Origin of the sequence: Pseudomonas sp. TH41 (genome assembly GCF_016650695.1) — a bacterium.
Lineage (GTDB): Bacteria > Pseudomonadota > Gammaproteobacteria > Pseudomonadales > Pseudomonadaceae > Aquipseudomonas.
The window spans coordinates 2,367,979-2,391,763 of record NZ_JAEKFH010000003.1 but is presented as its reverse complement, the minus strand read 5'-3'; the positions used below and the strand labels follow the sequence as shown (position 1 = coordinate 2,391,763).

23 protein-coding genes, 1 other RNA gene and 1 pseudogene are annotated in these 23,785 nt (G+C 58.9%); 10 read left to right on the top strand and 15 right to left on the bottom strand.

The features are described from left to right. Window positions 1-5: 5 nt before the first annotated feature. The 4 genes and pseudogenes from JFU37_RS31300 to JFU37_RS13555 form a co-directional block, all read right to left on the bottom strand. Window positions 6-80, bottom strand: a pseudogene (locus tag JFU37_RS31300) (tetrameric acyl-CoA thioesterase); the annotation flags it as partial. Between the two features lie 70 nt (window positions 81-150). Next, window positions 151-1,338, bottom strand: a complete 1,188-nt coding sequence (gene ubiH, locus JFU37_RS13565) for a 2-octaprenyl-6-methoxyphenyl hydroxylase (protein WP_201115755.1) — start codon at window positions 1,336-1,338, stop codon at window positions 151-153. Further along, window positions 1,335-2,669 carry a Xaa-Pro aminopeptidase gene (gene pepP / locus JFU37_RS13560; RefSeq protein WP_201115754.1) on the bottom strand — a complete coding sequence of 445 codons (1,335 nt, stop codon included), beginning with the start codon at window positions 2,667-2,669 and terminating at the stop codon, window positions 1,335-1,337. Before pepP ends, ubiH begins: the two co-directional genes overlap by 4 nt. Window positions 2,670-2,696: 27 nt before the next feature. After that, window positions 2,697-3,257, bottom strand: a complete 561-nt coding sequence (locus JFU37_RS13555) for a YecA/YgfB family protein (RefSeq protein WP_201115753.1) — start codon at window positions 3,255-3,257, stop codon at window positions 2,697-2,699. Between the two features lie 202 nt (window positions 3,258-3,459). Here JFU37_RS13555 and JFU37_RS13550 point away from each other — a divergent pair, with 202 nt between their 5' ends. The 4 genes from JFU37_RS13550 (at window position 3,460) to JFU37_RS13535 (ending at window position 4,883) form a co-directional block, all read left to right on the top strand. Further along, on the top strand, window positions 3,460-3,669 hold the full coding sequence (locus tag JFU37_RS13550) for a TIGR02449 family protein (protein ID WP_007942437.1): 210 nt from the start codon (window positions 3,460-3,462) through the stop codon (window positions 3,667-3,669). Continuing rightward, window positions 3,666-3,983: a cell division protein ZapA gene (locus tag JFU37_RS13545; RefSeq protein ID WP_201115752.1), complete on the top strand. Its 318-nt coding sequence runs from the start codon at window positions 3,666-3,668 to the stop codon at window positions 3,981-3,983. Before JFU37_RS13550 ends, JFU37_RS13545 begins: the two co-directional genes overlap by 4 nt. A gap of 30 nt (window positions 3,984-4,013) precedes the next feature. After that, window positions 4,014-4,192: non-coding RNA, 6S RNA (gene ssrS / locus JFU37_RS13540), on the top strand. Between the two features lie 85 nt (window positions 4,193-4,277). Continuing rightward, window positions 4,278-4,883: a 5-formyltetrahydrofolate cyclo-ligase gene (locus JFU37_RS13535; RefSeq protein WP_201115751.1), complete on the top strand. Its 606-nt coding sequence runs from the start codon at window positions 4,278-4,280 to the stop codon at window positions 4,881-4,883. Window positions 4,884-4,918: 35 nt separating this feature from the next. On the opposite strand, the gene JFU37_RS13530 is transcribed toward JFU37_RS13535, so the two are convergent. Then, window positions 4,919-5,071, bottom strand: coding sequence for a hypothetical protein (locus JFU37_RS13530; RefSeq protein WP_201115750.1), 153 nt, complete (start codon window positions 5,069-5,071; stop codon window positions 4,919-4,921). Between the two features lie 183 nt (window positions 5,072-5,254). Here JFU37_RS13530 and JFU37_RS13525 point away from each other — a divergent pair, with 183 nt between their 5' ends. Continuing rightward, on the top strand, window positions 5,255-5,704 hold the full coding sequence (locus JFU37_RS13525; protein ID WP_201115749.1) for an EVE domain-containing protein: 450 nt from the start codon (window positions 5,255-5,257) through the stop codon (window positions 5,702-5,704). A gap of 107 nt (window positions 5,705-5,811) precedes the next feature. Here the strand turns inward: JFU37_RS13525 and JFU37_RS13520 are convergent, their stop codons facing one another. Further along, window positions 5,812-6,222, bottom strand: a complete 411-nt coding sequence (locus tag JFU37_RS13520; RefSeq protein ID WP_201115748.1) for a flagellar basal body-associated FliL family protein — start codon at window positions 6,220-6,222, stop codon at window positions 5,812-5,814. Window positions 6,223-6,372: 150 nt separating this feature from the next. Between JFU37_RS13520 and JFU37_RS13515 the strand changes: the two genes are divergently transcribed. Further along, window positions 6,373-7,350 (top strand): NADPH:quinone oxidoreductase family protein, encoded by a 978-nt coding sequence (locus tag JFU37_RS13515; RefSeq protein WP_201115747.1) that lies wholly within the window; start codon window positions 6,373-6,375, stop codon window positions 7,348-7,350. Between the two features lie 45 nt (window positions 7,351-7,395). Here the strand turns inward: JFU37_RS13515 and JFU37_RS13510 are convergent, their stop codons facing one another. After that, the gene (locus JFU37_RS13510) at window positions 7,396-8,064 is read right to left on the bottom strand and encodes a gamma-glutamylcyclotransferase (protein ID WP_201115746.1); all 669 of its coding nucleotides are present in this window, start codon (window positions 8,062-8,064) and stop codon (window positions 7,396-7,398) included. A gap of 353 nt (window positions 8,065-8,417) precedes the next feature. Here JFU37_RS13510 and JFU37_RS13505 point away from each other — a divergent pair, with 353 nt between their 5' ends. Further along, a complete protein-coding gene (locus tag JFU37_RS13505; protein ID WP_201115745.1) occupies window positions 8,418-8,897 on the top strand; it encodes a sn-glycerol-3-phosphate transporter in 480 nt (159 codons plus the stop codon). Window positions 8,898-8,951: 54 nt separating this feature from the next. Here the strand turns inward: JFU37_RS13505 and JFU37_RS13500 are convergent, their stop codons facing one another. From JFU37_RS13500 to trxA, 5 genes are all read right to left on the bottom strand, one after another. Further along, window positions 8,952-9,920, bottom strand: a complete 969-nt coding sequence (locus JFU37_RS13500; RefSeq protein ID WP_201115744.1) for a CDP-6-deoxy-delta-3,4-glucoseen reductase — start codon at window positions 9,918-9,920, stop codon at window positions 8,952-8,954. Then, window positions 9,920-11,386 carry a 4-hydroxy-3-polyprenylbenzoate decarboxylase gene (gene ubiD, locus JFU37_RS13495; protein WP_150712980.1) on the bottom strand — a complete coding sequence of 489 codons (1,467 nt, stop codon included), beginning with the start codon at window positions 11,384-11,386 and terminating at the stop codon, window positions 9,920-9,922. The genes JFU37_RS13500 and ubiD overlap by 1 nt, the downstream gene beginning before the upstream one ends. Window positions 11,387-11,466: 80 nt before the next feature. After that, window positions 11,467-13,422 carry an acyltransferase family protein gene (locus JFU37_RS13490; RefSeq protein WP_201115743.1) on the bottom strand — a complete coding sequence of 652 codons (1,956 nt, stop codon included), beginning with the start codon at window positions 13,420-13,422 and terminating at the stop codon, window positions 11,467-11,469. Between the two features lie 298 nt (window positions 13,423-13,720). Then, a complete protein-coding gene (gene rho / locus JFU37_RS13485) occupies window positions 13,721-14,980 on the bottom strand; it encodes a transcription termination factor Rho (RefSeq protein ID WP_007942421.1) in 1,260 nt (419 codons plus the stop codon). 246 nt (window positions 14,981-15,226) lie between these two features. Beyond that, complete coding sequence (trxA, locus tag JFU37_RS13480) at window positions 15,227-15,556, bottom strand: thioredoxin TrxA (RefSeq protein WP_003206727.1); 330 nt, start codon at window positions 15,554-15,556, stop codon at window positions 15,227-15,229. 365 nt (window positions 15,557-15,921) lie between these two features. Here trxA and ppx point away from each other — a divergent pair, with 365 nt between their 5' ends. Next, window positions 15,922-17,424: an exopolyphosphatase gene (gene ppx / locus JFU37_RS13475; RefSeq protein WP_201115742.1), complete on the top strand. Its 1,503-nt coding sequence runs from the start codon at window positions 15,922-15,924 to the stop codon at window positions 17,422-17,424. A gap of 171 nt (window positions 17,425-17,595) precedes the next feature. On the opposite strand, the gene ppk1 is transcribed toward ppx, so the two are convergent. Further along, entirely contained in the window at window positions 17,596-19,818 is a 2,223-nt protein-coding gene (gene ppk1, locus JFU37_RS13470; protein ID WP_201115741.1) for a polyphosphate kinase 1, read from the bottom strand. Between the two features lie 18 nt (window positions 19,819-19,836). Beyond that, complete coding sequence (gene hemB, locus JFU37_RS13465) at window positions 19,837-20,850, bottom strand: porphobilinogen synthase (RefSeq protein ID WP_201115740.1); 1,014 nt, start codon at window positions 20,848-20,850, stop codon at window positions 19,837-19,839. Between the two features lie 207 nt (window positions 20,851-21,057). Here hemB and JFU37_RS13460 point away from each other — a divergent pair, with 207 nt between their 5' ends. Continuing rightward, complete coding sequence (locus JFU37_RS13460) at window positions 21,058-21,684, top strand: DedA family protein (protein WP_201115739.1); 627 nt, start codon at window positions 21,058-21,060, stop codon at window positions 21,682-21,684. Here the strand turns inward: JFU37_RS13460 and JFU37_RS13455 are convergent. Next, on the bottom strand, window positions 21,665-22,900 hold the full coding sequence (locus tag JFU37_RS13455; RefSeq protein WP_201115738.1) for a sterol desaturase family protein: 1,236 nt from the start codon (window positions 22,898-22,900) through the stop codon (window positions 21,665-21,667). The genes JFU37_RS13460 and JFU37_RS13455 overlap by 20 nt on opposite strands. 115 nt (window positions 22,901-23,015) lie before the next feature. Here JFU37_RS13455 and elbB point away from each other — a divergent pair, with 115 nt between their 5' ends. Beyond that, a complete protein-coding gene (gene elbB, locus JFU37_RS13450) occupies window positions 23,016-23,684 on the top strand; it encodes an isoprenoid biosynthesis glyoxalase ElbB (RefSeq protein WP_201115737.1) in 669 nt (222 codons plus the stop codon). Window positions 23,685-23,785 lie beyond the last annotated feature (101 nt).

Genomic DNA, 23,785 nt, shown 5'->3' with positions numbered 1-23,785 from the left:
ATGCTTTAAGCCTGTCTCGCTTGCGGCTTGAGCCGCACGTAAAGGGTTTTCCCGACCCGCGCCACCAGATGGCCGGCGCCGAGGTACGGCGGGTAAAAGGTCATGAACCAACGCATCAATCGCGCTTTGTCGAACGCTTCCGTCAGCCACTTAAGCATCGGGGCGTGTCCCCAAACCCATGGCCTGCCTGGCGAACCAGCGTTTGGCCGGCGGCAGCAAATCGAGGCCGAGCAGGCCGATGTTGCGGCCCAGCGAGACCAACGGCTGAGTGCTGCCGAACAAGCGGGTGACCTGATCCGAGAAACCTACCGTCAGGTTTTGATCCAGACGCTGACGCTCGCGGTAAGCCTGCAAGGTTGCGAAGTCGCCGGGCGCCGTTTCGCTGGCCAGCAGCGCATCGGCCAAGGCCTGAGCATCGCGCAGGGACAGGTTGAAACCCTGGCCGGCGATCGGATGCAGGCTGTGAGCGGCGTTGCCAAGAATCGCCAGGTGCGGACGCACCTGTTCTTCAGCCTCGATCAGCGTCAGCGGGTAAAGATTGCGCGCACCGACCTGCTTCAGTGTGCCAAGGCGATAACCAAACACGCCCTGCAACTCGCTGAGGAAGCTACGTTCATCGAGAGCGGCCAGCCGTTGTGCGTCCATGCCCAGGCGGGTCCAGATCAACGCGCAGCGGTTTTCCGGCAATGGCAACAAGGCCATCGGGCCATCATCGGTGAAGCGCTCGAAGGCCATACCGTTGTGCGCTTCACTCGGGGTGATGTTGGCGATCAGCGCGCTCTGGTTGTACGGACGCTTCTTGATGCCGATCCCGAGTTGCTCGCGCAGGCCTGAACGGCCGCCGTCAGCGAGCACCGCGAGATCACATTCCAACGTGGTTTCATCGTTGAGGGTCAGGCGATAGCCATCGGTCAGCGGCTCCATGCGCGTGACTTCCGCCGGGCACCGCCAGCTGATCACGTCCTTGTCCAGACCTTGCCACAGGCATTGGCCAAGCCAGGCGTTTTCCACCACATAACCCAGCGCCGGAACGCCCTCCTCCATGGCCGACAGTCGCGCCGTGGAGAAGCGTCCACGGTCGGAGACATGAATCTGCTTGATCGGCTCGGCGCGGCGGGAGATTTCCTGCCACACGCCCAGCCTTTGATAAATCTGTTTGGCACCGTAGGACAAGGCCGAAGAGCGCGCGTCGTAGCTCGGTTGATAGGTGTCACCCGGGGCGAACGGTTCAATCAGCACGATCTTCCAGCCGCGAGACTTGGCCCCGGCCTGCAACGCCAACGCCAGGCTGGCGCCGACCAGGCCACCACCGATGATTGCCAGATTGACTCGACTCATGCCGCCTGTGTCCTTGCAGCGGCCATCAAGGCCTCGATCTCGGCGACCGTTTTCGGCACGCCTTTAGTCAGGATTTCACAACCGGTCTTGGTCACCACCACGTCGTCCTCGATGCGCACGCCTATGCCGCGCCATTTCTTCGCAACATTCTGGTTGTCCGAAGCGATATAGATCCCCGGCTCCACTGTCAGCGCCATGCCAACTTCCAGCACGCGCCATTCGCCGCCGACCTTGTACTCGCCGACGTCATGCACATCCATGCCCAGCCAATGGCCGGCGCGGTGCATGTAAAACGCTTTATACGCTTCGCTGGCGATCAACTCGTCGACGTCGCCCTGCAACAGACCCAACTTCACCAGACCGGCGGTGATCACCCGGACGGTGGCTTCGTGCGCCTGATTCCAGTGTTTGTTCGGAGCGATCTCGGCAAACGCGGCTTCTTGCGATGCCAGCACCAATTCGTAGATTGCTTTCTGTTCCACCGAATACTTGCCGTTGACCGGCCAGGTGCGAGTGATGTCACTCGCGTAGCAGTCAATTTCGCAACCGGCGTCGATCAGTACCAGGTCGCCATCCTTGAGTACCGCGTCATTCTGTTGGTAGTGCAGGATGCAACTGTTGCGGCCCGCCGCGACGATCGAGCCATAAGCCGGCATTTTCGCCCCGCCCTTGCGGAACTCGTAATCGAGCTCGGCTTCGAGGCTGAACTCATGCAACCCGACCCTGCTGGCCTGCATGGCGCGAATGTGCGCCTGAGCGGAAATCCGCGCGGCTTCACGCATGACCTTCACTTCTGCCGCCGATTTATACAGGCGCATGTCGTGCAGTAAGTGATCCAGGGCAACGAATTCGTTCGGCGGCTGGGCGCCAAGGTGCGCTTTAGAGCGGATCACGTTGATCCAGTCCATCAGGTGCCGGTCGAATTCCGGGTTGCTGCCCATGGCCGAATAGACCCGGTCGCGCCCTTCGATCAGACCCGGCAGGATGTCGTCGATGTCGGTGATGGGGAACGCGTCGTCGGCGCCGAAGTCACGGATCGCGCCTTCCTGGCCGGCGCGCAGGCCGTCCCACAATTCGCGCTCGGCGTTACGCTCACGGCAGAACAGAATGTATTCGCCATGCAAACGCCCCGGCATCAAAACCAGAACAGCCTGAGGCTCGGGGAAGCCGCTGAGGTACTGGAAGTCGCTGTCCTGACGGTAGACGTGCTCGACGTCGCGGTTGCGGATGGCCACCGCGGCGGCGGGCAGTATGGCGATGCTGTTGGGTTCCATCTGCGCCATCAAGGCCTTGCGGCGACGGCTGTATTCCGATTTCGGGATATGAATCATGGGCAGATGGCTTTTCCTGGCTCGCGATTAATGCAACGACGGTTTGGCAGCAGCCGGCGCGTCCGGCTTCTTGGTTTCGGAGAACAGCAGCAGCGGCGCGACGCGCAGGTACTCCATCACTTCCATGTAGTCGCTTTCGCCGTCGTCGGATTCTTCCAGTGCATCTTGCACCTGGGCGATGGCCGCCAGATCCTGCAGCACTTCGGTGGCCTCGGTGCTCAGCATGCTGCTGTCACGGCAGTTCAGGCCGAAACCGCTGAGGAAACCCTGGCACCATTGGCCCAGTGCTGCGGCGCGGTCAGCCAGCGGCTCGTCATCAGTCGGCAGCAGCAGAACAACGGTCACGTCGTCGCCGGTGAGCTCGCCTTTGACCATCTCTTGCAGGCCAATCAAGGCATTGCGAACGTTGTCTTGCGGCTCGCCTTCGAGCAGCTCGGCGGCATCAATTAGCCAGCCTTCAGCATCGAAACCGGCGCCGGCGCAACTGCGGCCGAGCAGCAGGCCATGCAGTTCGGCAGGCGAGACGTTATGACCGCTGGAAGTCAGCAGGGTGGCGAAGGCTTTATACGGGGAATTCTGAATGGGCATGGGCAGCTAGGCGCCAGACGGCGCTATGTCTAGAATGAAGGCCTTGTATCCTACATCGACTACCCCTGTAGGAGCGAGCTTGCTCGCGATGGTCGCTAACGATAACGCTGGGTACCTGACACCCGCGGCGTTCTCGGGTTCATCGCGAGCAAGCTCGCTCCTACAGTCAAACACCCATCAGACAGTGAAGACAGTGAAGACAATGGAAGACACCGACCTGCAAGCGCTGATGGCCAGACTCGAGCTACTAATTAGCCGAGTCGAGCAACTTAAGAGTCAAAATGGACTCCTACTAGCTCAGGAAAAGACCTGGCGCGAGGAACGCGCGCACCTCATTGAAAAAAATGAAATCGCCCGGCGTAAGGTCGAGTCGATGATTTCGCGCCTCAAGGCCCTGGAGCAAGACTCATGAGTTCAAACAACAGCGTTACCGTGCAGATCCTCGACAAAGAATATTCGATCATCTGCCCCCAGGAAGAGCGCAGCAACCTGGTCAGCGCCGCCCGCTACCTCGACGGCAAGATGCGCGAAATCCGCAGCAGCGGCAAAGTCATCGGTGCCGACCGCATCGCCGTGATGGCCGCGCTGAACATCACGCACGATCTTCTGCACAAGGAAGAGCGCCCGGATGTGCAGGCCAGCGGCTCGACCCGCGAACAGGTTCGCGACCTGCTGGATCGCGTCGATCTGGTGCTCGCCACCGATCCGGATGTCACCAAGGGCTGAAACGCGAAACCGCTTGAGGTATACTCGCATCACTCCCTGGGGTGCTTGCCAGTTGACCACGTCCCTGAGCCGATTCGCACTACCCTGGAAGTTGCACGTTGGGCTGGTGTGCATGTCCGCTAGACGGAAAGCCTTAAAGCCTACTGCATCTTCCACCTTGAACTTTCGGGTTCAAGGGCTAAGTCAGCAGCGGTACATCCGGGGAGCCTGATTCCAGTCCGATGCCGGTTTAAATACCGGCATCGGCTTTTTTACGGGTACGCTTTATGTACTCGTCCTGCCGAAGCTGAATTCATGACCGAACCTGCGCTGCTGCCCCGCCCGCAACTTCGACGCATGCTGCGCAAGGCCCGCCGCGCACTGACACCCAGTCAGCAGCACCAGGCGGCTCGCGGGCTGTACAAGCAATTGGCCCAGCAACCGCTGTTCCGCCGCGCAAAACACATTTCTCTTTATCTGCCCACCGACGGTGAAATTGATCCAAGCGTGCTGCTGCGTGCCGCTCAGCGTCGGGGCAAGGCCACCTATCTGCCGGTACTCAGTGCCTGGCCGCGAACCAAAATGGTGTTCCAGCGGATTCGACCCGGCGAAAAACTGAAACCCAACCGCTTCCGTATTCTCGAGCCAAGACACAACCTCGCCCGGCAACGCAAAGTCTGGGCGCTGGATTTGGTCTTGTTGCCGTTGGTGGGGTTTGACGATGTCGGCGGGCGACTGGGCATGGGCGGTGGTTTCTACGACCGGAGCCTGGCGTACCTGGCACGACGCAAAAACTGGCGCAAGCCGACGCTGCTGGGGCTGGCCCATGAATGTCAGAAGGTCGAACGATTGGCTCAAGCGAGCTGGGATGTACCGTTGCAAGGAACGGTGACAGACAAGGCGTGGTATTTCGCAGGCTAGACGCCACTGGAATCAGCGGCGCCCAAAGGACGGGTTCAGCGCTTGAAGGCCGACGGCTTTTGTTGCTGTGCGATTTCGATCGGTGCATCGGGATTGTTGTTCCACAGGCTTTGGGCATAGCCGGTGGTCACGACGCCAAGGCCGAATAAAATAACCAAAATCCATAGTAAATCCGGTTTGCGTTTCATCGATTGCCCCCCAAAGGCACATCAACACGATGACAGCAGCGGTTTCCGTTGTAGGCCGTGCAGCAGCGTCAAGCTTAGAAGGCCGGCATTCTGCGACAACGTGAACCGACACGCAAACGATGGCGTCAACCGACCGTCGGTTTGTCATAAAATTGCCCCCTCACCTCGCAAGGAGCAAAAACCATGGCCTATTGGCTGATGAAATCCGAGCCCGACGAGCTCTCGATCAAAGACCTCGCGAAGCTTGGAAAAGCGCGCTGGGATGGGGTTCGCAACTATCAGGCGCGCAACTTCTTGCGTGCGATGGCGGTGGGCGACGAGTTCTTCTTCTATCACTCCAGCTGCCCGGAGCCCGGGATTGCCGGGATCGGCAAAATTATCGAAGCGGCCTATCCGGACCCGACAGCGCTGGAGCCTGAGAGCCATTACTACGATCCGAAGGCTACTGCCGAGAAAAATGCCTGGAGCGCGATTGACGTCGCTCACGTCGAGACGTTTTCCAACGTTCTGAAGCTGGACTACCTGAAGCAGCAGACGGCGCTGGCCGAGATGCCATTGGTGCAGAAAGGTTCGCGCCTATCGGTGATGCCGGTGACGGCTGAGCAATGGGCAGCTGTTATCGCGTTACGTTGAAGACCGCTAAAAGATCGCAGCCTGCGGCAGCTCCTACAGGGAAATGCGAACCCATGTAGGAGCTGCCGAAGGCTGCGATCTTGGCGATAAGCCATTCAAATCAGAACTTACTGAATAATGAGGTTGTTGAACAACAAGTCCTCAACCACCGGCTTGCCAGTTTCGTCGTTCATCACTTGCTGGGTCTGTTTCAGGGCTTCCTGACGCAGCTTTTCCTTGCCGTCGACGCTGTTCATCGCCTCGGTCGTCTGCTGGGCGAACAACGCGACCAGTTGATTGCGAATCAATGGCTCATTGGCCTTCACCAGTTTGGTCGCTTCTTCACCGGTCACACGCAACGCCACATCAGCCTTGAAAACCTTCAACTTCGGCGTGCCATCCAACCCATAATTACCCACGAACGGCGGGCTCAGGCTCAAATAGCTGACTTTCGGGCCTTCACCTTCTTTGGCTGCTTCTTCGGCCATCACTGCCATGGGCAGAGACAGGGCCAGCATCAACATGATCCACGCTTTCACAATTCGCTCCTAATCCGGTTTGCGGCCTAGCATAACGACCCGCCGCGCTAGCACAAGCTTATGGCTGCCTATCAGGGCCGGGCATGCTCGTTGACCCATCGATTCACACACCTACACTTATCGGCCATCACTCCCAAAGGAATAGCCCTGATGAAAGCCGTGCTGTGCAAAGCCTTCGGCCCTGCCGAATCGCTGGTGCTGGAAGACGTCGCCAGCCCTGTCGCGAAGAAGAATGAAATCCTGCTGGATGTGCACGCCGCCGGGGTCAATTTCCCGGACACGTTGATCATCGAGGGCAAATACCAGTTCAAGCCGCCCTTCCCGTTTTCGCCGGGTGGCGAAGCGGCTGGCGTGGTCAGCGCGGTGGGCGAAAAGGTTAGCCATCTGAAAGTCGGTGACCGGGTCATGGCCTTGACCGGTTGGGGCAGCTTCGCCGAACAGGTCGCCGTGCCGGGTTACAACGTGCTGCCCATTCCGCCGTCCATGGACTTCAACACCGCCGCCGCGTTCAGCATGACCTACGGCACCTCGATGCATGCGCTCAAGCAACGGGGCAACTTGCAACCGGGGGAAACCCTGCTGGTCCTCGGCGCTTCGGGCGGTGTCGGCCTGGCCGCCGTGGAAATCGGCAAAGCCATGGGCGCCCGCGTGATCGCCGCCGCCAGCAGCGCCGAAAAACTTGCCGTGGCCAAGGCTGCCGGCGCCGATGAACTGATCAACTACAGCGAAACCAGCCTCAAGGACGAAATCAAGCGCCTGACCGATGGCCAGGGCGCCGACGTGATCTACGACCCGGTCGGCGGCGATCTGTTCGACCAGGCCATCCGCGCCATCGCCTGGAACGGTCGCCTGCTGGTGGTCGGTTTCGCCAGCGGACGCATTCCGGAACTGCCGGTGAACCTTGCCCTGCTCAAAGGTGCGTCAGTGATTGGCGTTTTCTGGGGCTCGTTTGCCCAACGTCAGCCACAGGATAACGCGGCTAACTTCCAGCAGTTGTTTGGCTGGTTTGCCGAGGGCAAGTTGAAGCCGTTGGTGTCGCAGGTGTATCCGCTGAACAATACGGCGCAGGCGATTAATGATCTTGGGCAGCGTAAGGCGGTCGGGAAGGTGGTGGTTCAGGTTCGCTGAGCCGAATGAAGCGGTCTGGAGAGTGTTCAGATCGCTTTTTCAACCCTAGACCCGCGAAGCGCTCGCCTGATCGGACTTTGATCGACAACGTTTGAGCCGTGCCTCCAGATTCCGGTCTGGCATGGCGTGGCTACGCAGGGCGTGGGCGGTCTGCTCGACATAATCGCGCGTGGTGCCGTAACGCCCGCAGGCGTTTTCGAACACGTGGCTCAGCACATGATCGGGCAAGTTGCCGGCATAGCTGGGCAGGTGACGCTCTAAAACAAACCCCAATGCCTGAACCTGGTTTCCGTCTTCGAGGCGGCAGTTGAGCCAGTGTGGACGATAGGAGGGGAATGGCATTTCGCGCTGCCACAAGGCATAGAGCGAAGCGTCGAGTTGTTCTTCGGGCAAGCGATAAGCGAAACCGCTGCAAGAACCGCCGCGATCCAGGCCAAACACCAGCCCCGGTACTTCCGGCGTGCCGCGATGTTCGTGGGACCACAGGTACAAACCGCGATGGTAGCCATGCACACGACCGCGCACCCGCTCCACCGCCGCGCATTCAGGCCGCCAGATCAGCGAGCCATACGCGAACAGCCAGACCGGGCCACCCTTATGGCGTGCCATGGTCGACTGCATCGAGCTGAGCAATTGTTCGTGCGTAAGCTGCGGCCCCAGATCGAGCCGCGGAGGGTAAGCCAGATTCAAAAAAGCAGATTCAATGGCGCTCATGGCGAAAGTGTTCGGCCCCACAAGTATTACAAGATATAAGCAAGATTCGCTTCATAGAACATATAGCAGTAACGGTAAAACGAAAAGTGCTAAAGGATGTATGACAGTTGTGACACCCACAAATAGTGGTCATCACTGGCGGCGTTACGTTTTATATAGCCTAATACCATTTTGGAAATATCTTAAATACCTGAATGACATATGCATAAGCGTTCGACTCATTCAGGATCCATTCATGAAGGCGCCAGACATTTCCTACTAAACTCTCAGACTCTCTACCTTTCCCATCGTCGGACGTCCACGTATAACAGCCTCCCCAAGGCGCAAGCCACACTGTTTAACAGGGCTGCATGATGAAAAAACCAGCGCTTTGCGCCATGTTGTTGTTAATGATCCCGGCCGGCCTCGCCATGGCGCAAGATGACGCGCAACAAGACAAGGGCTTCTGGTATGCACAGACCAGCGTCTATACCAAACATTACTCGCCGGATCCCGACCACAATAACAATCAGGACCTGATTGGCATTGAACGTAACGAAGCGTCCGGCTGGGTATTTGGCGGGGCGACTTTTCGTAACTCGTTCAGCCAGCGTTCAAACTATGCCTATGCGGGCAAACGCTTCGACAGCGCCCAATATCCGGTTTATCTAAAACTTACCGGAGGGCTGCTTGAAGGTTACAGCGGAAAGTACCAGGACAAGATTCCTCTCAACCGCTTTGGAGTGGCACCGGTGATTATTCCGTCCATTGGCACCCACTACGGCCCGTTGGCCGCCGAGCTGGTACTGCTCGGCGCCAACGCCTTCATGGTGACGACAGGGTTACGATTCTAGAAGGACTAACAGGCGCCAAGAACGGGGATCAAGATCGCCGATCAAAATCGAGGATCAAGATCGTGGCGCGTATGCAAATACATCGGCGCGCATCTGATGGGCGTCCATCCCGGCCTCAACCAAGGCATCCAGCGTGCCATAGACCATTGCCGGAGAACCGCTGGCATACACATGCAGCGCTTTCAGGTCAGGGAAGTCTTCACACACCGCCTCATGCAACATGCCACAGCGCCCCTGCCAGCCACATTGATCGCTCACCACTTTATGCAGGAACAGATTGGGCAGTTTCAGCCATTCATCCCAATGTTCTATGTCATAAAAGTCTTCCGGACGACGCACACCCCAATACAAATGCACAGGATGCTTGAAGCCCGTGGCGCGGCAATGCTCGATCAGGCTGTGAATCTGGCCCATGCCGGTGCCCGCCGCAATCAGCACCAACGGACCGTCAGGCAGTTCCGCCAGATGGGTATCGCCGAATGGCATCTCGATGCGCACCAACGTATTGCGCTGCAGCTGCTCGATCAGGCTCAGGGCACTGCTTTCGCGCGCCAACACATGTATTTCCAGATCACGCCCACCATGCGGCGCGGAGGCCAGGGAGAACGCGGATTTCTCGCCACTCTCACGCTCGATCATCAGATACTGCCCGGCGTGATAGCGCGGTGGCTTGCCAGCCGGTGCTCGCAGCCGCACGCGCCAGGTATCGCCGCCGACGTCCCTGCATTCAATGACCTGACACGAGAAGTTGCGCACCGGCAATTCTCCCAGCGCGAGCACGCCATCCCACAGCACGATGCAGTCTTCCAGCGGCTCTGCTATGCAAGTGTAGAACTCGCCATGGTCGCGCACACCGCCTTCCTGTTCGACCCGCCCTTCCACCAGCAACGCGGCGCATATATGGCAATTGCCGTTGCGGCAGCTTTGTGGGCATTCATAGCCCAGACGCCGCGCGCCATCGAGAATCCGCTCACCGGGCAGAATCTCTAGCACTGCTCCGGAGGGCTGCAAAGTTACACGCATCAATCTATTCCTAACTGATTCCAGATGGCATCGATCCGCTGGGTAACGGCCTCGTCCTTGACGATGACCCGGCCCCACTCGCGGGTGGTTTCGCCCGGCCATTTATGCGTGGCATCGAGCCCCATTTTCGACCCCAGGCCGGAAACCGGCGAGGCGAAATCCAGGTAGTCGATCGGCGTGTTGTCGATCATCACCGTGTCGCGCTTGGGGTCCATGCGCGTGGTGATGGCCCAGATCACATCGTTCCAGTCGCGTGCGTTGATATCGTCGTCGGTGACGATAACGAACTTGGTGTACATGAACTGTCGCAAAAACGACCAGACACCGAGCATTACCCGCTTGGCATGGCCGGGATACGACTTCTTCATGGTCACAATGGCCATGCGGTACGAGCAACCTTCGGGCGGCAGGTAGAAGTCGGTGATCTCCGGGAACTGCTTCTGCAGGATCGGCACGAACACTTCGTTCAGCGCCACGCCGAGAATCGCCGGCTCATCCGGCGGACGGCCGGTGTAAGTGCTGTGGTAGATCGGTTTGATCCGATGGGTGATGCGCTCGACAGTGAACACCGGGAAGCTGTCGACTTCGTTGTAGTAACCGGTGTGGTCGCCGTACGGGCCTTCGTCGGCCATCTCGCCAGGATGAATCACACCCTCGAGGATGATCTCGGCGGTGGCCGGCACTTGGAGGTCATTACCTCGGCACTTCACCAGTTCGGTGCGGTTACCGCGCAGCAGTCCGGCGAAAGCGTATTCAGAAAGGCTGTCCGGTACCGGCGTCACCGCGCCAAGAATTGTCGCCGGGTCAGCCCCCAACGCCACGGATACCGGGAACGGCTGGCCGGGGTGTTTCTCGCACCATTCGCGGTAATCCAGTGCGCCGCCACGGTGACTCAGCCAGCGCATGATGACCTTGTTGCGGCCGATCACTTGCTGACGGTAGATGCCGAGGTTCTGGCGATCCTTGTTCGGCCCCTTGGTGACGGTAAGACCCCAAGTGATCAGCGGGCCGACGTCGCCGGGCCAGCAGGTCTGCACCGGCAGCATGGCAAGATCAACGTCATCGCCTTCAATGACCACTTCCTGGCAGACCGCGTCTTTGACGACTTTCGGCGCCATCGCGATGATCTTGCGGAAAATCGGCAGCTTCGACCAGGCGTCTTTCAGGCCTTTCGGTGGCTCAGGCTCTTTTAGGAAAGCCAGCAGCTTGCCGATCTCGCGCAGTTCACTGACCGCCTCGGCGCCCATGCCCATGGCCACCCGCTCGGGGGTGCCGAACAGGTTGCCAAGTACCGGGATGTCGTAGCCGGTAGGGTTCTCGAACAACAGCGCCGGGCCTTTGGCCCGCAGCGTGCGGTCGCAGACTTCTGTCATCTCCAGCACTGGAGAGACGGGGATCTGGATGCGTTTCAACTCTCCGCGCTGCTCAAGTTGCTGCACGAAATCCCGAAGGTCCTTGAATTTCATTGAAGATGCCACCCCGAAAATAGGCGTACATCCTACCTGCTCTGACGGCCGAACAGCAGCCTGTCAGCGCTCAGCACTGATCAATTTTGATTTGCACCCAGCAGCACCGGAGTAAACAAAGGGCTCAATCTGGCGCTGCCGCTGTCCGACAGATGATCTTCATCCTTGTACAACGAGCGACCGTTGATTTCGATGTTGCAGATCCGGTCCGAACACATCATCGGCGTCGGGTCGATGACATGCACGCCCGGGTCTGCGGCGCTCATCGAGTCGAACAGGGCACTGAGAAAGCGCTGCCTTGCCAAATGCTCCTCAAGCGGCCGCCCCAACCCTTCGACCGAGCCGCCGATACGGGCCAGGCTGGTCAGGCGAGAAACGCTGCCCTTGCGCTGCAGCGGTACTTCCTTGAACAGCCAGACTTGCGCGCCCGCCTCCCGTAATGCCGCCACCCGCGCCTTGAGTGCTGTGGCCATGCGCTGCTCAGCATGAGCCGTGTCGTCGTGCTCGTTGAGCAGCACTTTTTTATCACCGTCTTCACGGCCGTAAACGTTAAGGCTCCAGTTGGATGCCAGTACCACATCCTTGATCTTCAGGCTGCGAACCCGCTCCATTGTTCGCTCGTTGAAGTCATTGCAGCGCTGGCGTTGATCGTCGCTGAGAACCGGCGAACAGGCACTCATGCTGTACAGCCACACCGGATGACCTTCAAGTTGTGCGTTGTGTTCGATGGCCGGTAACAGCGCCGCGGCATGACTGTCGCCCCAGAACATCTTCGTCGCAGGAACATCAGTGTTGCCACCGACCAGGCACGCCTTGTCCAGGTTTTTGTCTGAGGTCACCAACATGCACTTCAACTGCCCAGCCTTCCATTCGCGAGACTGCGCATAATCCAGGGCTTTGCCGGTCAGACGCTGAGGAACGCCATCCGCCGATCGCACGGCCGAACCTATGACCGCCAGAGCCGCCATTGTCAGCAAACCGCCCACCAACACGGATCTTCGTCCGGCAAGCACTCGCTTTTCACGGAATGGAAGCTCGACGAAACGCCAGCTCACCCACGCCAGACCCAGCGCCAGTCCAATCCAGCCTATCGCCTCAACTGGCTGAATACCGTCAATCGAGATGGCATTTGCGTAGACGTAGACCGGCCAGTGCCACAAATACAGGGAGTAGGAAATCAAACCAATCCAAACCAGCCCGCGGGCACTCAACAATTTACCGACCCACGTCGTACCCTGGCCGCCCGACCAGATCATGGCGGTCGCACCGAGAACCGGCAGCAATGCAGCCCAGCCAGGGAACGCGGTGGTTTTGTTGAACGTGAAAACAGCAACCAGCACCGCAACAAACCCGGCCAGCCCGACAAACTGATAGAACCAGGGCCGCGCCGAGTACTTCGACGCAGGCAAAACCGCCAGCATCGCACCGCACAACAGTTCCCAGGCCCTCGTCGGCAGAGAGAAGAATGCGACATCTGGCTTGCGGTCGATATAGGCGACGTTCAACCCGAAGGACACCAAAAGCACGGCAAACAGCATCCAGCGCCAATGGCGAACATGGCGCATCAACAATGCCATCAGCAGCGGAAAGAAAATGTAGTACTGCTCTTCAACGGCCAACGACCACGTATGAAGCAGCGGCTTCAACTCCGATGCCGGCTGGAAGTAGCCGTCCTCTCGCATGAACAGAATGTTCGATATAAAAAGCGCCTGATAACGGACCGTCCGCCCCAGCTCCGCAAAATCCTTGGCCGTCAGCAATAGCCAACCCAGCACCAACGTCACCACTATCACCACGCTCAAGGCCGGGATGATGCGCCGGGCACGACGCGCCCAGAAATCAACGAAGCTGAAACGCTGCGCGCTGATCTCACGGAACAGGATGGTGGTAATCAGGAAGCCGGAAATGACGAAGAAGATATCGACGCCGACGAAGCCACCGCTGAAGGTGCTAAAGCCGAAGTGAAACAGCACAACCGGAATAACGGCCAGCGCCCGTAAGCCGTCGATATCACGGCGATTGCCAAACGTATGCATGAAGCCCCTTGTCGTTTCAGATACAAAACCGATTGAAAAAGGGGCTCACCGGTAGCGCGAATGGAGATATTCGAAGGTGGTCAACCGTGGACTAACCTGTCGGAACACTTGACCAATCGCCAGCAAAATTGAACGCAGGGAATGCCTAGCGATGGATCAGCTGTGAGCGGGCGGTGACGCCCATGGACTGGGCGCCAGTTTACGCAGCGTATGTATCCGGATACAAATATCTCGATACAAATATCTCGAGCAAAAAAAAGCGCCCTTTCAGGGCGCTCTTGTTGAAGCGTGTTTCGACTTACTTACGCTTCATCGACAAGAAGAACTCGTCGTTGGTCTTGGTCGTTTTCAGCTTGTCGACCAGGAACTCGATGGCGGCGATTTCGTCCATCGGGTGCAGCAGCTTGCGCAGGATCCACATACGTTGCAACTCGTCGTCAGCCGTCAGCAACTCTTCGCGGCGGGTGCCGGAGCGGTTGATGTTGATGGCCGGGAAGACGCGTTTTTCAGCGATGCGGCGATCCAGAGGCAGTTCCATGTTGCCGGTGCCTTTGAATTCTTCGTAGATCACTTCGTCCATCTTCGAGCCGGTTTCAACCAGCGCGGTGGCGATAATGGTCAGCGAACCGCCTTCTTCGATGTTCCGCGCGGCGCCGAAGAAACGTTTCGGTTTCTCCAGGGCGTGGGCATCGACACCACCGGTGAGTACTTTGCCGGAGCTCGGGATCACAGTGTTGTAGGCGCGGGCCAGACGGGTGATGGAGTCGAGCAGGATCACCACGTCTTTCTTGTGTTCGACCAGGCGCTTGGCCTTCTCGATCACCATTTCGGCAACCTGCACGTGGCGGGTTGGCGGTTCGTCGAACGTCGAGGCAACCACTTCGCCGCGCACGGTGCGCTGCATTTCAGTTACTTCTTCCGGACGTTCGTCGATCAGCAATACGATCAGATGAACTTCAGGGTTGTTACGAGCGATGTTCGCCGCGATGTTTTGCAGCATGATCGTTTTACCGGCTTTCGGCGGTGCAACGATCAGACCGCGCTGGCCTTTGCCGATCGGGGCGCACAGGTCGATGACTCGACCGGTCAAGTCTTCGGTGGAACCGTTGCCGGCTTCCATCTTCATGCGCACGGTCGGGAACAGCGGGGTCAGGTTCTCGAAGAGAATCTTGTTTTTCGCGTTCTCGGGACGATCGTAGTTGATCGTGTCGACCTTGAGCAGAGCGAAATAACGCTCGCCTTCCTTTGGAGGGCGAATCTTGCCAACGATGGTGTCACCGGTGCGCAAGTTGAAGCGACGGATCTGGCTCGGCGAGACGTAGATATCGTCCGGGCCGGCAAGATAGGACGCATCAGCGGAGCGGAGGAAGCCGAAGCCGTCCTGGAGAATCTCCAGCACGCCATCACCGGAGATTTCCTCGCCGCTTTTCGCGTGCTTTTTGAGCAGGGAGAAAATCACGTCCTGCTTGCGCGAACGGGCCATATTTTCTATGCCCATCTGTTCGGCCAATTCGAGCAGTTCGGTAATCGGCTTTTGCTTGAGTTCAGTCAGATTCATATAGGAATGACGTAATCATTTATGGAGGGGGGAAATTAAGCTTTTGGCTTAATGAGGCCGCGCCGCAGAGAAGGCGACAGGATCGCGTACTTATTCGAAAAGGAGTGCGTCGGCGACGGCTAGCAGGGGGCAGTGGAGAAACCAGTGCGGGGCCGAATGTAACACCTGAGTTTCAGAGCGTCTAGCCCTCAATAACGAAAAAGCCCCGCAATGTGCGGGGCCTTTTTCGGACACTCAAATCGACACTTAGATGTTGGCGTCGAGGAAAGCAGCCAGTTGCGACTTCGAGAGTGCGCCAACCTTGGTTGCTTCGACGTTGCCGTTCTTGAACAGCATCAGCGTCGGGATACCACGCACGCCATGCTTGGCCGGGGTTTCCTGGTTCTCATCGATGTTCAGTTTGGCAACGGTCAGCTTGCCTTTGTAAGTCTCTGCAATTTCGTCCAGAACTGGAGCGATCATTTTGCAAGGGCCGCACCATTCAGCCCAGTAGTCGACCAATACAGCGCCTTCGGCCTTGAGTACATCGGCCTCGAAGCTAGCGTCGCTAACGTGTTTGATAAGATCGCTGCTCATGGAAGTCTCCAGGTTGTAAGCAAAAAAACGTGGCCCATCATAGCTGCCCTTCCCTCGTTCAGGAAGGTGCAGTTGATTGAGTCTCGCTATGGTGGTGCATGAGTTTGGGTATAGCTCAAGTCAAGCGTTGGCGGGAGCAACGAAGGTAATTGCGACCCGCTATGCAGCATTTGGCGCTTTCGCGGCCGCCATCGCGAGCAGGGCTCGCTCCCACATTGGTTCAGTGTCGTCTGCCGAACTGGAGGCAACATAGAACCCTGTGGGAGCGAGCCTGCTCGCGATTGACCGGGAAGCGGTCACCTGCGCGTTGGCGCCAGCCTTTGATCGTGGCACGATGTCGAGGTTATCGACCGAGACCCCTGACCATGCCGCAATCCCAAGCCAAGAATCTGTCCCTGATCGCCGCAATCGACCTGGGCTCCAACAGCTTTCACATGGTCGTGGCCAAGGCCCAGAACAGCGAAATCCGCATTCTCGAACGTCTCGGGGAAAAGGTTCAGCTGGCCGCCGGCATCGATGAAGAGCGCCAGCTCAACGAAGAGTCCATGCAGCGCGGGCTCGACTGCCTGAAACGTTTTGCCCAACTGATCAACGGTATGCCACCCGGTGCTGTGCGGATCGTTGGCACCAACGCCCTGCGTGAAGCCCGTAACCGTGCCGAATTCATCCACCGCGCCGAAGAAATCCTCGGCCACCCGGTGGAAGTCATCTCCGGCCGTGAAGAAGCGCGTCTGATCTACCTCGGCGTTTCCCACACCCTCGCGGACACCCCGGGCAAGCGCCTGGTGGCTGATATCGGCGGTGGCAGTACCGAATTCATCATCGGCCAGCGCTTCGAACCGTTGCTGCGCGAAAGCCTGCAAATGGGCTGCGTCAGTTTTACTCAGCGCTATTTCAAGGACGGCAAGATTACCCCGGCCCGCTACGCCCAGGCGTACACCGCGGCGCGGCTGGAGATCATGAGCATCGAACACGCCTTGCATCGTCTGACCTGGGATGAAGCCATCGGCTCCTCGGGCACCATTCGCGCCATCGGGCTGGCGCTGAAGGCCGGCGGCCACGGTACGGGCGAAGTGAACGCCGAAGGCCTGGCCTGGCTTAAACGCAAACTGTTCAAGCTCGGCGACGTCGAGAAGATCGATTTCGAAGGCATCAAGCCTGACCGCAGGGCGATTTTCCCGGCTGGCCTGGCGATTCTCGAAGCCATCTTCGACGCCCTCGAACTGCAACGCATGGACCACTGTGAAGGCGCCCTGCGCGAAGGCGTGCTCTATGACCTCCTTGGCCGTCATCATCACGAAGACGTCCGTGAGCGCACGCTCAGCTCGTTGATGGAGCGTTATCACGTCGACCTGGAACAAGCGGTGCGGGTCGAGCGCAAAGCGCTACATGCTTTCGACCAGGTGGCCGAGGATTGGGATCTGGATGACGGCGTCTGGCGCGAATTGCTCGGTTGGGCGGCCAAGGTTCATGAAGTGGGCCTGGACATCGCTCACTATCACTACCACAAGCACGGCGCTTACCTGATCGAGCACTCGGACCTCGCCGGTTTTTCCCGCGAGGACCAGCAAATGCTCGCGTTATTGGTGCGTGGCCACCGGCGCAATATTCCCCGGGACAAATTTGCCGAATTCGACGACGACGGCATCAAGCTGATCAGGCTGTGCGTGCTGCTGCGCTTTGCGATTCTGTTCCATCACATTCGCGGCACCCAGGAAATGCCCCAGGTGGTGCTCAAAGCCAATGGCGACAGCCTGGATGTGTTGTTCCCGGAACACTGGCTGGACGATAACCAGCTAACCCAGGCCGACTTCGCCCTCGAAGCCGAATGGCTGACCCGCGTCGGTTTCGTGCTGAACGTGCGCTGAACACGGTCCGTGTAGGAGCGAGCTCGCTCGCGATGGACGTTAACGATGACGCGTGCGGCCTGGATAATTGCGCCGCCTGCAAATTTATCGCGAGCAAGCTCGCTCCTACAGGGGCGGCGGAAACAAAAATGGCGATCCACGGGGATCGCCATTTTTTTCATCACTCCAGGATTAGCGCACAGCCAGAATCGGGCTGCCCAAGCGCTCCAGCAGCGTTGCCTGGGCGCTGCGCGGGTTCTGGTTGCCGGTCGGCGTGTTGCGGATGTAGCGACCGTCCGCCTGCAGGCTCCAGCTGTGGGTGTTATCGGTGAGATAAAGCTCCAGCTCTTTCTTGACCCGCAGGATCAGCTTCTTGCCTTCCACCGGGAAGCAAGTCTCGACGCGTTTGTCGAGGTTGCGCTCCATCCAGTCGGCGCTGGAGAGGAACATCTGCTCTTCACCGCCATTGAGGAAGTAGAAGACCCGGGTATGCTCCAGGAAGCGCCCGATGATCGAGCGCACGTGGATGTTGTGCGAAACCCCGGCGATGCCCGGACGCAGGCAGCACATGCCACGCACCACCAGATCGATACGCACCCCGGACTGACTGGCCTTGTACAACGCGCGGATGATCTTCGGATCGGTCAACGAGTTGAACTTGGCAATAATGTGCGCCGGTTTGCCGTCGAGGGCGAACTGAGTCTCTCGGGCAATCATGTCGAGCATGCCCTTCTTCAGCGTGAACGGCGCGTGCAGCAGCTTCTTCATGCGCAGGGTTTTACCCATGCCGATCAGTTGACTGAACAGTTTGCCGACGTCTTCGCACAAGGCATCGTCGGAAGTCAGCAAGCTGTAGTCGGTGTACAAGCGGGCGTTGGCCGCGTGGTAGTTGCCGGTCCCCAAGTGAGCGTAACGGACAATCTCGCCAGCCTCGCGCCGCAGGATCAGCATCATCTTGGCGTGGGTCTTGAAGCCCACCACGCCGTAGATCACCACCGCACCGGCGGCTTGCAGACGGCTGGCCAGTTGCAGGTTGGACTCTTCGTCGAACCGCGCGCGCAACTCGATCACCGCAGTGACTTCCTTACCGTTTCGTGCGGCATCGACCAGCGCATCGACGATTTCCGAGTTGGCACCGGAGCGGTACAGGGTCTGACGAACCGCCAATACATGTGGGTCCTTGGCAGCCTGGCGCAGCAGGTCGACCACCGGGGTGAACGACTCGAACGGGTGCAGCAGCAGGATGTCCTGCTTGCTGATCACGCTAAAAATGTTCTCACTGTTCTGCAGCAGTTTCGGAATCTGCGGCGTGAACGGCAGGTATTGCAGCTCTCGCTGGCTATCCAGGCCGGTGATGCTGAACAGGCGGGTCAGGTTGACCGGACCGTTGACCTGATACAGCTCGGTTTCGTGCAGGTTGAACTGCTTGAGCAAGTAGTCGGACAAGTGTTTCGGGCAGGTATCGGCGACTTCCAGACGCACCGCATCGCCGTAGCGACGGGAAAACAACTCGCCGCGCAGGGCGCGGGCCAGGTCTTCCACGTCTTCGGTATCAACGGAAAGGTCGGCGTTACGGGTCAGGCGGAACTGGTAGCAGCCCTTGACCTTCATGCCCTGGAACAGGTCATCGGCATGCGCGTGGATCATCGACGACAGGAACACATAGTTGTCGCCAGGACCGCCGACTTCTTCTGGCACCTTGATCACGCGCGGCAGCAGACGCGGCGCCGGAATGATCGCCAGACCGGAGTCGCGACCGAAGGCGTCGATCCCTTCCAGCTCGACGATGAAGTTCAGGCTTTTGTTCACCAACAATGGGAACGGGTGCGTCGGATCGAGGCCGATCGGGGTGATGATCGGCGCGATCTCGTCGCGGAAAAAACGGCGGACCCAGGTTTTCAGCTTGGTTGTCCAATAACGGCGACGGATGAAGCGGACCTGATGTTTTTCCAGCTCCGGCAACAAAATGTCGTTGAGGATCGCGTACTGGCGGTCAACGTGACCGTGCACCAGCTCGCTGATCCGGGCCAGCGCCTGGTGCGGTTGCAAGCCATCGGCACCGGCCTGTTCACGGGCGAAGGTGATCTGCTTCTTCAGGCCGGCCACTCGAATTTCGAAGAACTCGTCCAGGTTGCTCGAGAAGATCAGCAAAAACTTCAGCCGCTCCAGCAACGGGTAGGACTCATCCAGCGCCTGTTCCAGCACGCGGATGTTGAACTGCAGTTGCGAAAGCTCGCGATGGATGTACAGGCTGCTGTCATCCAGGCCGGGAATGGCAATCGCCGGCGCCGCTGCTGCGGTGTCGGCCACCACCGCAGGCGGAGCTGGCTCCAGCTCCGGCGGGGTTTCGGCGATTTGCTCGACCACGGGTTGAGCCTCTTTTACGGCAACTTCAGTGAGTCCTTCGGTATTCATGGAATGTTCCTGGGAGGGCTATTTTTGCTCTCGTAACAATTGAGCGGCACGGACGGCAAAGTAAGTCAGGATGCCATCGGCACCTGCACGTTTAAAAGCGGTCAGGGATTCGAGGATAACCCCTTCGCTCAACCAGCCATTCTGGATCGCCGCCATGTGCATGGCGTATTCGCCGCTGACTTGATAAACAAACGTCGGCACTTTGAATTCTTCTTTGACCCGGTAAAGGATGTCCAGGTACGGCATGCCTGGCTTGACCATGACCATATCCGCGCCTTCTGACAAGTCCGCCGCCACTTCGTGCAGGGCTTCATTGCTGTTAGCCGGGTCCATTTGATAGGAGGCCTTGTTGGCCTTGCCCAGGTTCAGCGCCGAACCAACCGCATCGCGAAACGGGCCGTAATAGGCGCTGGCGTATTTGGCCGAGTAGGCCATGATCCGCACGTTCACGTGATCCGCCAGCTCCAGGGCTTCGCGAATGGCCTGGATGCGACCGTCCATCATGTCCGACGGGGCCACCACCTGAGCGCCGGCTTCGGCGTGGGACAGGGCTTGTTTGACCAGTGCGTCGACGGTGATGTCGTTCTGTACGTAGCCTTCTTCGTCGAGAATGCCGTCCTGACCATGGGTGGTGAACGGGTCCAGGGCCACGTCGGTGATCACACCCAGTTCAGGGAATTGCGCACGCAAGGCGCGAGTGGCGCGCTGGGCAATACCATTAGGGTTCCAGGCTTCGGCGGCGTCCAGCGACTTGAGCTCGGACGGTGTTACCGGGAACAGCGCCAGCGCCGGAATCCCCAACGCCACCCACTTGGCGGCTTCTTCAAGCAACAGGTCGATGGTCAGGCGTTCGACGCCCGGCATCGAAGCCACCGCTTCGCGACGGTTTTCACCGTCCAGCACAAACACCGGCAGGATCAGGTCATCGACGGTCAGGACGTTTTCACGGACCAGTCGACGCGAGAAATCATCACGACGGTTGCGACGCAGGCGGGTTGCAGGAAACAAACGGTTGGCGGGGGTAAAGCTCACGACAGACTCCTGAGCCCGCGCTGGCAGGCGAGCGTGACAGTTATAAGCGGCCATTATGACGAACGCGTGACAGTTATGCGCACCCTGTGACAGGTAGTCGCATTCCATTGTCCTTGTAGGAAATGTTCACGTCGAGACACATTTGGACACTTTCATGAATGTGCATGAAGGGTTAGGCTGCGCGTTCATTTCGCCAGCACCCAGACAATGCTCCAACAATTTCTGCATGACTTCGGCTACTTTGCCCTCTTCCTCGGCACGTTCTTCGAAGGCGAAACCATTCTGGTGCTCGCAGGCTTCCTCGCGTTCCGTGGATACATGGACATCAACATTGTGGTTGTCGTGGCATTTTTCGGCAGTTATGCCGGCGACCAGCTGTGGTACTTCCTGGGCCGCAGGCACGGCCGCAAGTTGCTGGCACGCAAACCGCGCTGGCAAATGATGGGCGATCGGGCGCTGGAACATATCCGCAAGCACCCGGACATCTGGGTGCTGAGCTTCCGTTTTGTCTATGGTTTGCGCACGGTGATGCCCGTGGCGATTGGCCTGTCGGGCTATCCGCCGGGACGTTACCTGCTGCTGAACGGGATTGGCGCAGCCATCTGGGCAACCGCGCTGGCCGCTGCCGCCTATCATTTCGGCGCGGTACTTGAAGGCTTGCTGGGTAGCGTCAAGAAGTACGAGCTGTGGGTGCTCGGCGCCCTGCTGGTGCTGGGCTTTGTCCTGTGGCTGCGCCGGCGCTTCAAGAACGCCCGTCTGGCGAAAAAAATCTACGCTGACGAGCAGGCCCTGAAGGCCGAAAAAGCCGCCGGGACTAAGACACGAGTCGAGTGAAGCGGTTTCTGCAACAGTAGAGACCGATTCCGCTAAGCAGGCTGTAACTGAGCAAGCCGACCCAGCCTGCTGCGCTGGCCGGCCACAGCCCGACCACCGGCGCCAGCCATACCAGCGGCACATTCGATGCCAGCCGCAACAGCTCCAGCTTCAACGCCCACGGGCGATTCTCCAGGGCCACGCCCAAGGTAAACAATCCCAGCGCCACGGCACTCCAGCCGAGCACCAACGCGGCAGTCGGTAGATGCGGCTCCAGGTTCATCAAGTAGCTGCCCAGGGCGATGTAGACGCAGAACTGCAACGCGATATACCGCTGCTGACGTCCGTCCAGTGGCACGTCGAATTTGCGAAACTGGCCCAGATCAGGCTTGTTTATCGGGTACTTGGCCGCGACGTCCGCCGGCCGCCAACCGGTGCGCATGAACCAGATCCGCAGTTTGTCCCAGACACTGTCGGCGCGCCGCGCGTCTTCCCACAGCTGCGCATAGAACTGCACGTTCGCCCACAACGGATTCCAGCTCGCCAGCGGTGTGGTCACGCCGAAAATCACCGGTTCGTTGTCGTCCTCTTCCTGGAACGAGCCAAATAGACGGTCCCAAATAATGAACACCCCGCCGTAGTTACGATCCATGTAGAGAGCGTTCTGTGCATGGTGGGCCCGATGATTGGACGGCGTGACGAAGAACCACTCGAACCAGCCGAGCTTGGGAATGTGTCGGGTATGCACCCAGAATTGGTACAGCAGGTTCAGCGCGGCGACGCTGACAAACACCAGCAACGGCACGCCGAGCACCGCCATGGGCAAGTAGAAAATCCAGCTCAGCAGGAAGCCGGTACTGGTCTGGCGCAGGGCCGTGGAAAGGTTGTAATCCTCGCTCTGGTGATGCACCGAGTGGGCGGCCCAGAGAATATTGCGCTCGTGGCCCATGCGATGCAGCCAGTAATAGCAGAAGTCGTAAAGAACAAAGGCGAATACCCAGACCCAAACGCTGTCGGCCGAGCATTCGAACAGCGCCAGATGCTTGAGGGCAAACGCATACGTGACGAGGCCGACGCCTTTGGTCAACAGGCCGGTGGTGGTCGACAGCACCCCGGTGCTGATGCTGTTGATCGCATCTGCCACCCGATAGTTGCTCACCCCGCGCCAACGGTCGGCCAGCAGTTCGACGGCAATCAGCACAAAGAAAAACGGCACCGCATACAGAATGAAGTCCATGACGCGTCCTGGTCGGAATCTTGAGGACAGATCCTAGGTGTAGTCGTGAATTAACCCTATGGCAACGAGTGACAAATTAGTGGACATTTAACGCCATGAATCTGGAGAAAAACCCATGAGCAAAAAAATTGCAGTGATCCTTTCCGGTTGTGGCGTGTACGACGGCGCCGAGATCCACGAAAGTGTGATCACCTTGCTACGACTGGACCAGCGGGGTGCTCAGGTGCAGTGCTTCGCACCCAATGTTGCGCAGTTGCATGTGATCAATCACCTGACCGGCGAAGAAATGCCCGAGTCGCGCAATGTGCTGGTGGAGTCGGCGCGAATCGCCCGGGGAAACATTCAGGACATTCGCGACGCGAACGTTGAAGACTTCGATGCGCTGATTGTTCCTGGCGGTTTCGGGGCGGCCAAGAACCTCTCCAACTTCGCCGTCGAAGGCGCCGGCTGCACCGTGCAACCCGACGTGCTGGCGTTGGCTGAAGCCTTTGCCGAAGCGGGCAAACCGGTGGGGCTGATCTGCATCTCGCCGGCCTTGGCCGCGAAAATCTACGGGCCTGGCGTGACCTGCACCATCGGCAACGACGCCGAGACGGCCGCCGCCATGAACAAGATGGGCGCCACCCATACCGACTGCGCTGTGAGCGAAATAGTCGAAGACAAGGCACGAAAACTGGTCAGTACGCCGGCCTATATGCTGGCGCAGAGCATCAGCGAGGCGGCTTCGGGCATCAACAAACTGGTCGACCGCGTACTCGAACTGACCCACGAAAACGATGCCTGACACGGTTTACCGTAGGAGCGAGCTTGCTCGCGATGGTCGTCAACGATGACGCAGCAAGCCTGACACTCCCGGTCGCTCTCAGGTTTATCGCGAGCAAGCTC

Bases quoted from the DNA above. Each gene is read 5' to 3' on its own strand.
- JFU37_RS13455 (WP_201115738.1), bottom strand. From the start codon at position 22,900: ATGGACTTCATTCTGTATGCGGTGCCGTTTTTCTTTGTGCTGATTGCC.
- JFU37_RS13535 (WP_201115751.1), top strand. From the start codon at position 4,278: ATGACCGAACCTGCGCTGCTGCCCCGCCCGCAACTTCGACGCATGCTG.
- rho (WP_007942421.1), bottom strand. From the start codon at position 14,980: ATGAATCTGACTGAACTCAAGCAAAAGCCGATTACCGAACTGCTCGAA.
- ubiH (WP_201115755.1), bottom strand. From the start codon at position 1,338: ATGAGTCGAGTCAATCTGGCAATCATCGGTGGTGGCCTGGTCGGCGCC.
- JFU37_RS13515 (WP_201115747.1), top strand. From the start codon at position 6,373: ATGAAAGCCGTGCTGTGCAAAGCCTTCGGCCCTGCCGAATCGCTGGTG.
- JFU37_RS13530 (WP_201115750.1), bottom strand. From the start codon at position 5,071: ATGAAACGCAAACCGGATTTACTATGGATTTTGGTTATTTTATTCGGC.
- JFU37_RS13500 (WP_201115744.1), bottom strand. From the start codon at position 9,920: ATGCGTGTAACTTTGCAGCCCTCCGGAGCAGTGCTAGAGATTCTGCCC.
- ppk1 (WP_201115741.1), bottom strand. From the start codon at position 19,818: ATGAATACCGAAGGACTCACTGAAGTTGCCGTAAAAGAGGCTCAACCC.
- JFU37_RS13460 (WP_201115739.1), top strand. From the start codon at position 21,058: ATGCTCCAACAATTTCTGCATGACTTCGGCTACTTTGCCCTCTTCCTC.
- JFU37_RS13545 (WP_201115752.1), top strand. From the start codon at position 3,666: ATGAGTTCAAACAACAGCGTTACCGTGCAGATCCTCGACAAAGAATAT.
- pepP (WP_201115754.1), bottom strand. From the start codon at position 2,669: ATGATTCATATCCCGAAATCGGAATACAGCCGTCGCCGCAAGGCCTTG.
- JFU37_RS13555 (WP_201115753.1), bottom strand. From the start codon at position 3,257: ATGCCCATTCAGAATTCCCCGTATAAAGCCTTCGCCACCCTGCTGACT.
- trxA (WP_003206727.1), bottom strand. From the start codon at position 15,556: ATGAGCAGCGATCTTATCAAACACGTTAGCGACGCTAGCTTCGAGGCC.
- ppx (WP_201115742.1), top strand. From the start codon at position 15,922: ATGCCGCAATCCCAAGCCAAGAATCTGTCCCTGATCGCCGCAATCGAC.
- elbB (WP_201115737.1), top strand. From the start codon at position 23,016: ATGAGCAAAAAAATTGCAGTGATCCTTTCCGGTTGTGGCGTGTACGAC.
- ubiD (WP_150712980.1), bottom strand. From the start codon at position 11,386: ATGAAATTCAAGGACCTTCGGGATTTCGTGCAGCAACTTGAGCAGCGC.
- JFU37_RS13505 (WP_201115745.1), top strand. From the start codon at position 8,418: ATGAAAAAACCAGCGCTTTGCGCCATGTTGTTGTTAATGATCCCGGCC.
- JFU37_RS13490 (WP_201115743.1), bottom strand. From the start codon at position 13,422: ATGCATACGTTTGGCAATCGCCGTGATATCGACGGCTTACGGGCGCTG.
- JFU37_RS13550 (WP_007942437.1), top strand. From the start codon at position 3,460: ATGGAAGACACCGACCTGCAAGCGCTGATGGCCAGACTCGAGCTACTA.
- JFU37_RS13525 (WP_201115749.1), top strand. From the start codon at position 5,255: ATGGCCTATTGGCTGATGAAATCCGAGCCCGACGAGCTCTCGATCAAA.
- JFU37_RS13510 (WP_201115746.1), bottom strand. From the start codon at position 8,064: ATGAGCGCCATTGAATCTGCTTTTTTGAATCTGGCTTACCCTCCGCGG.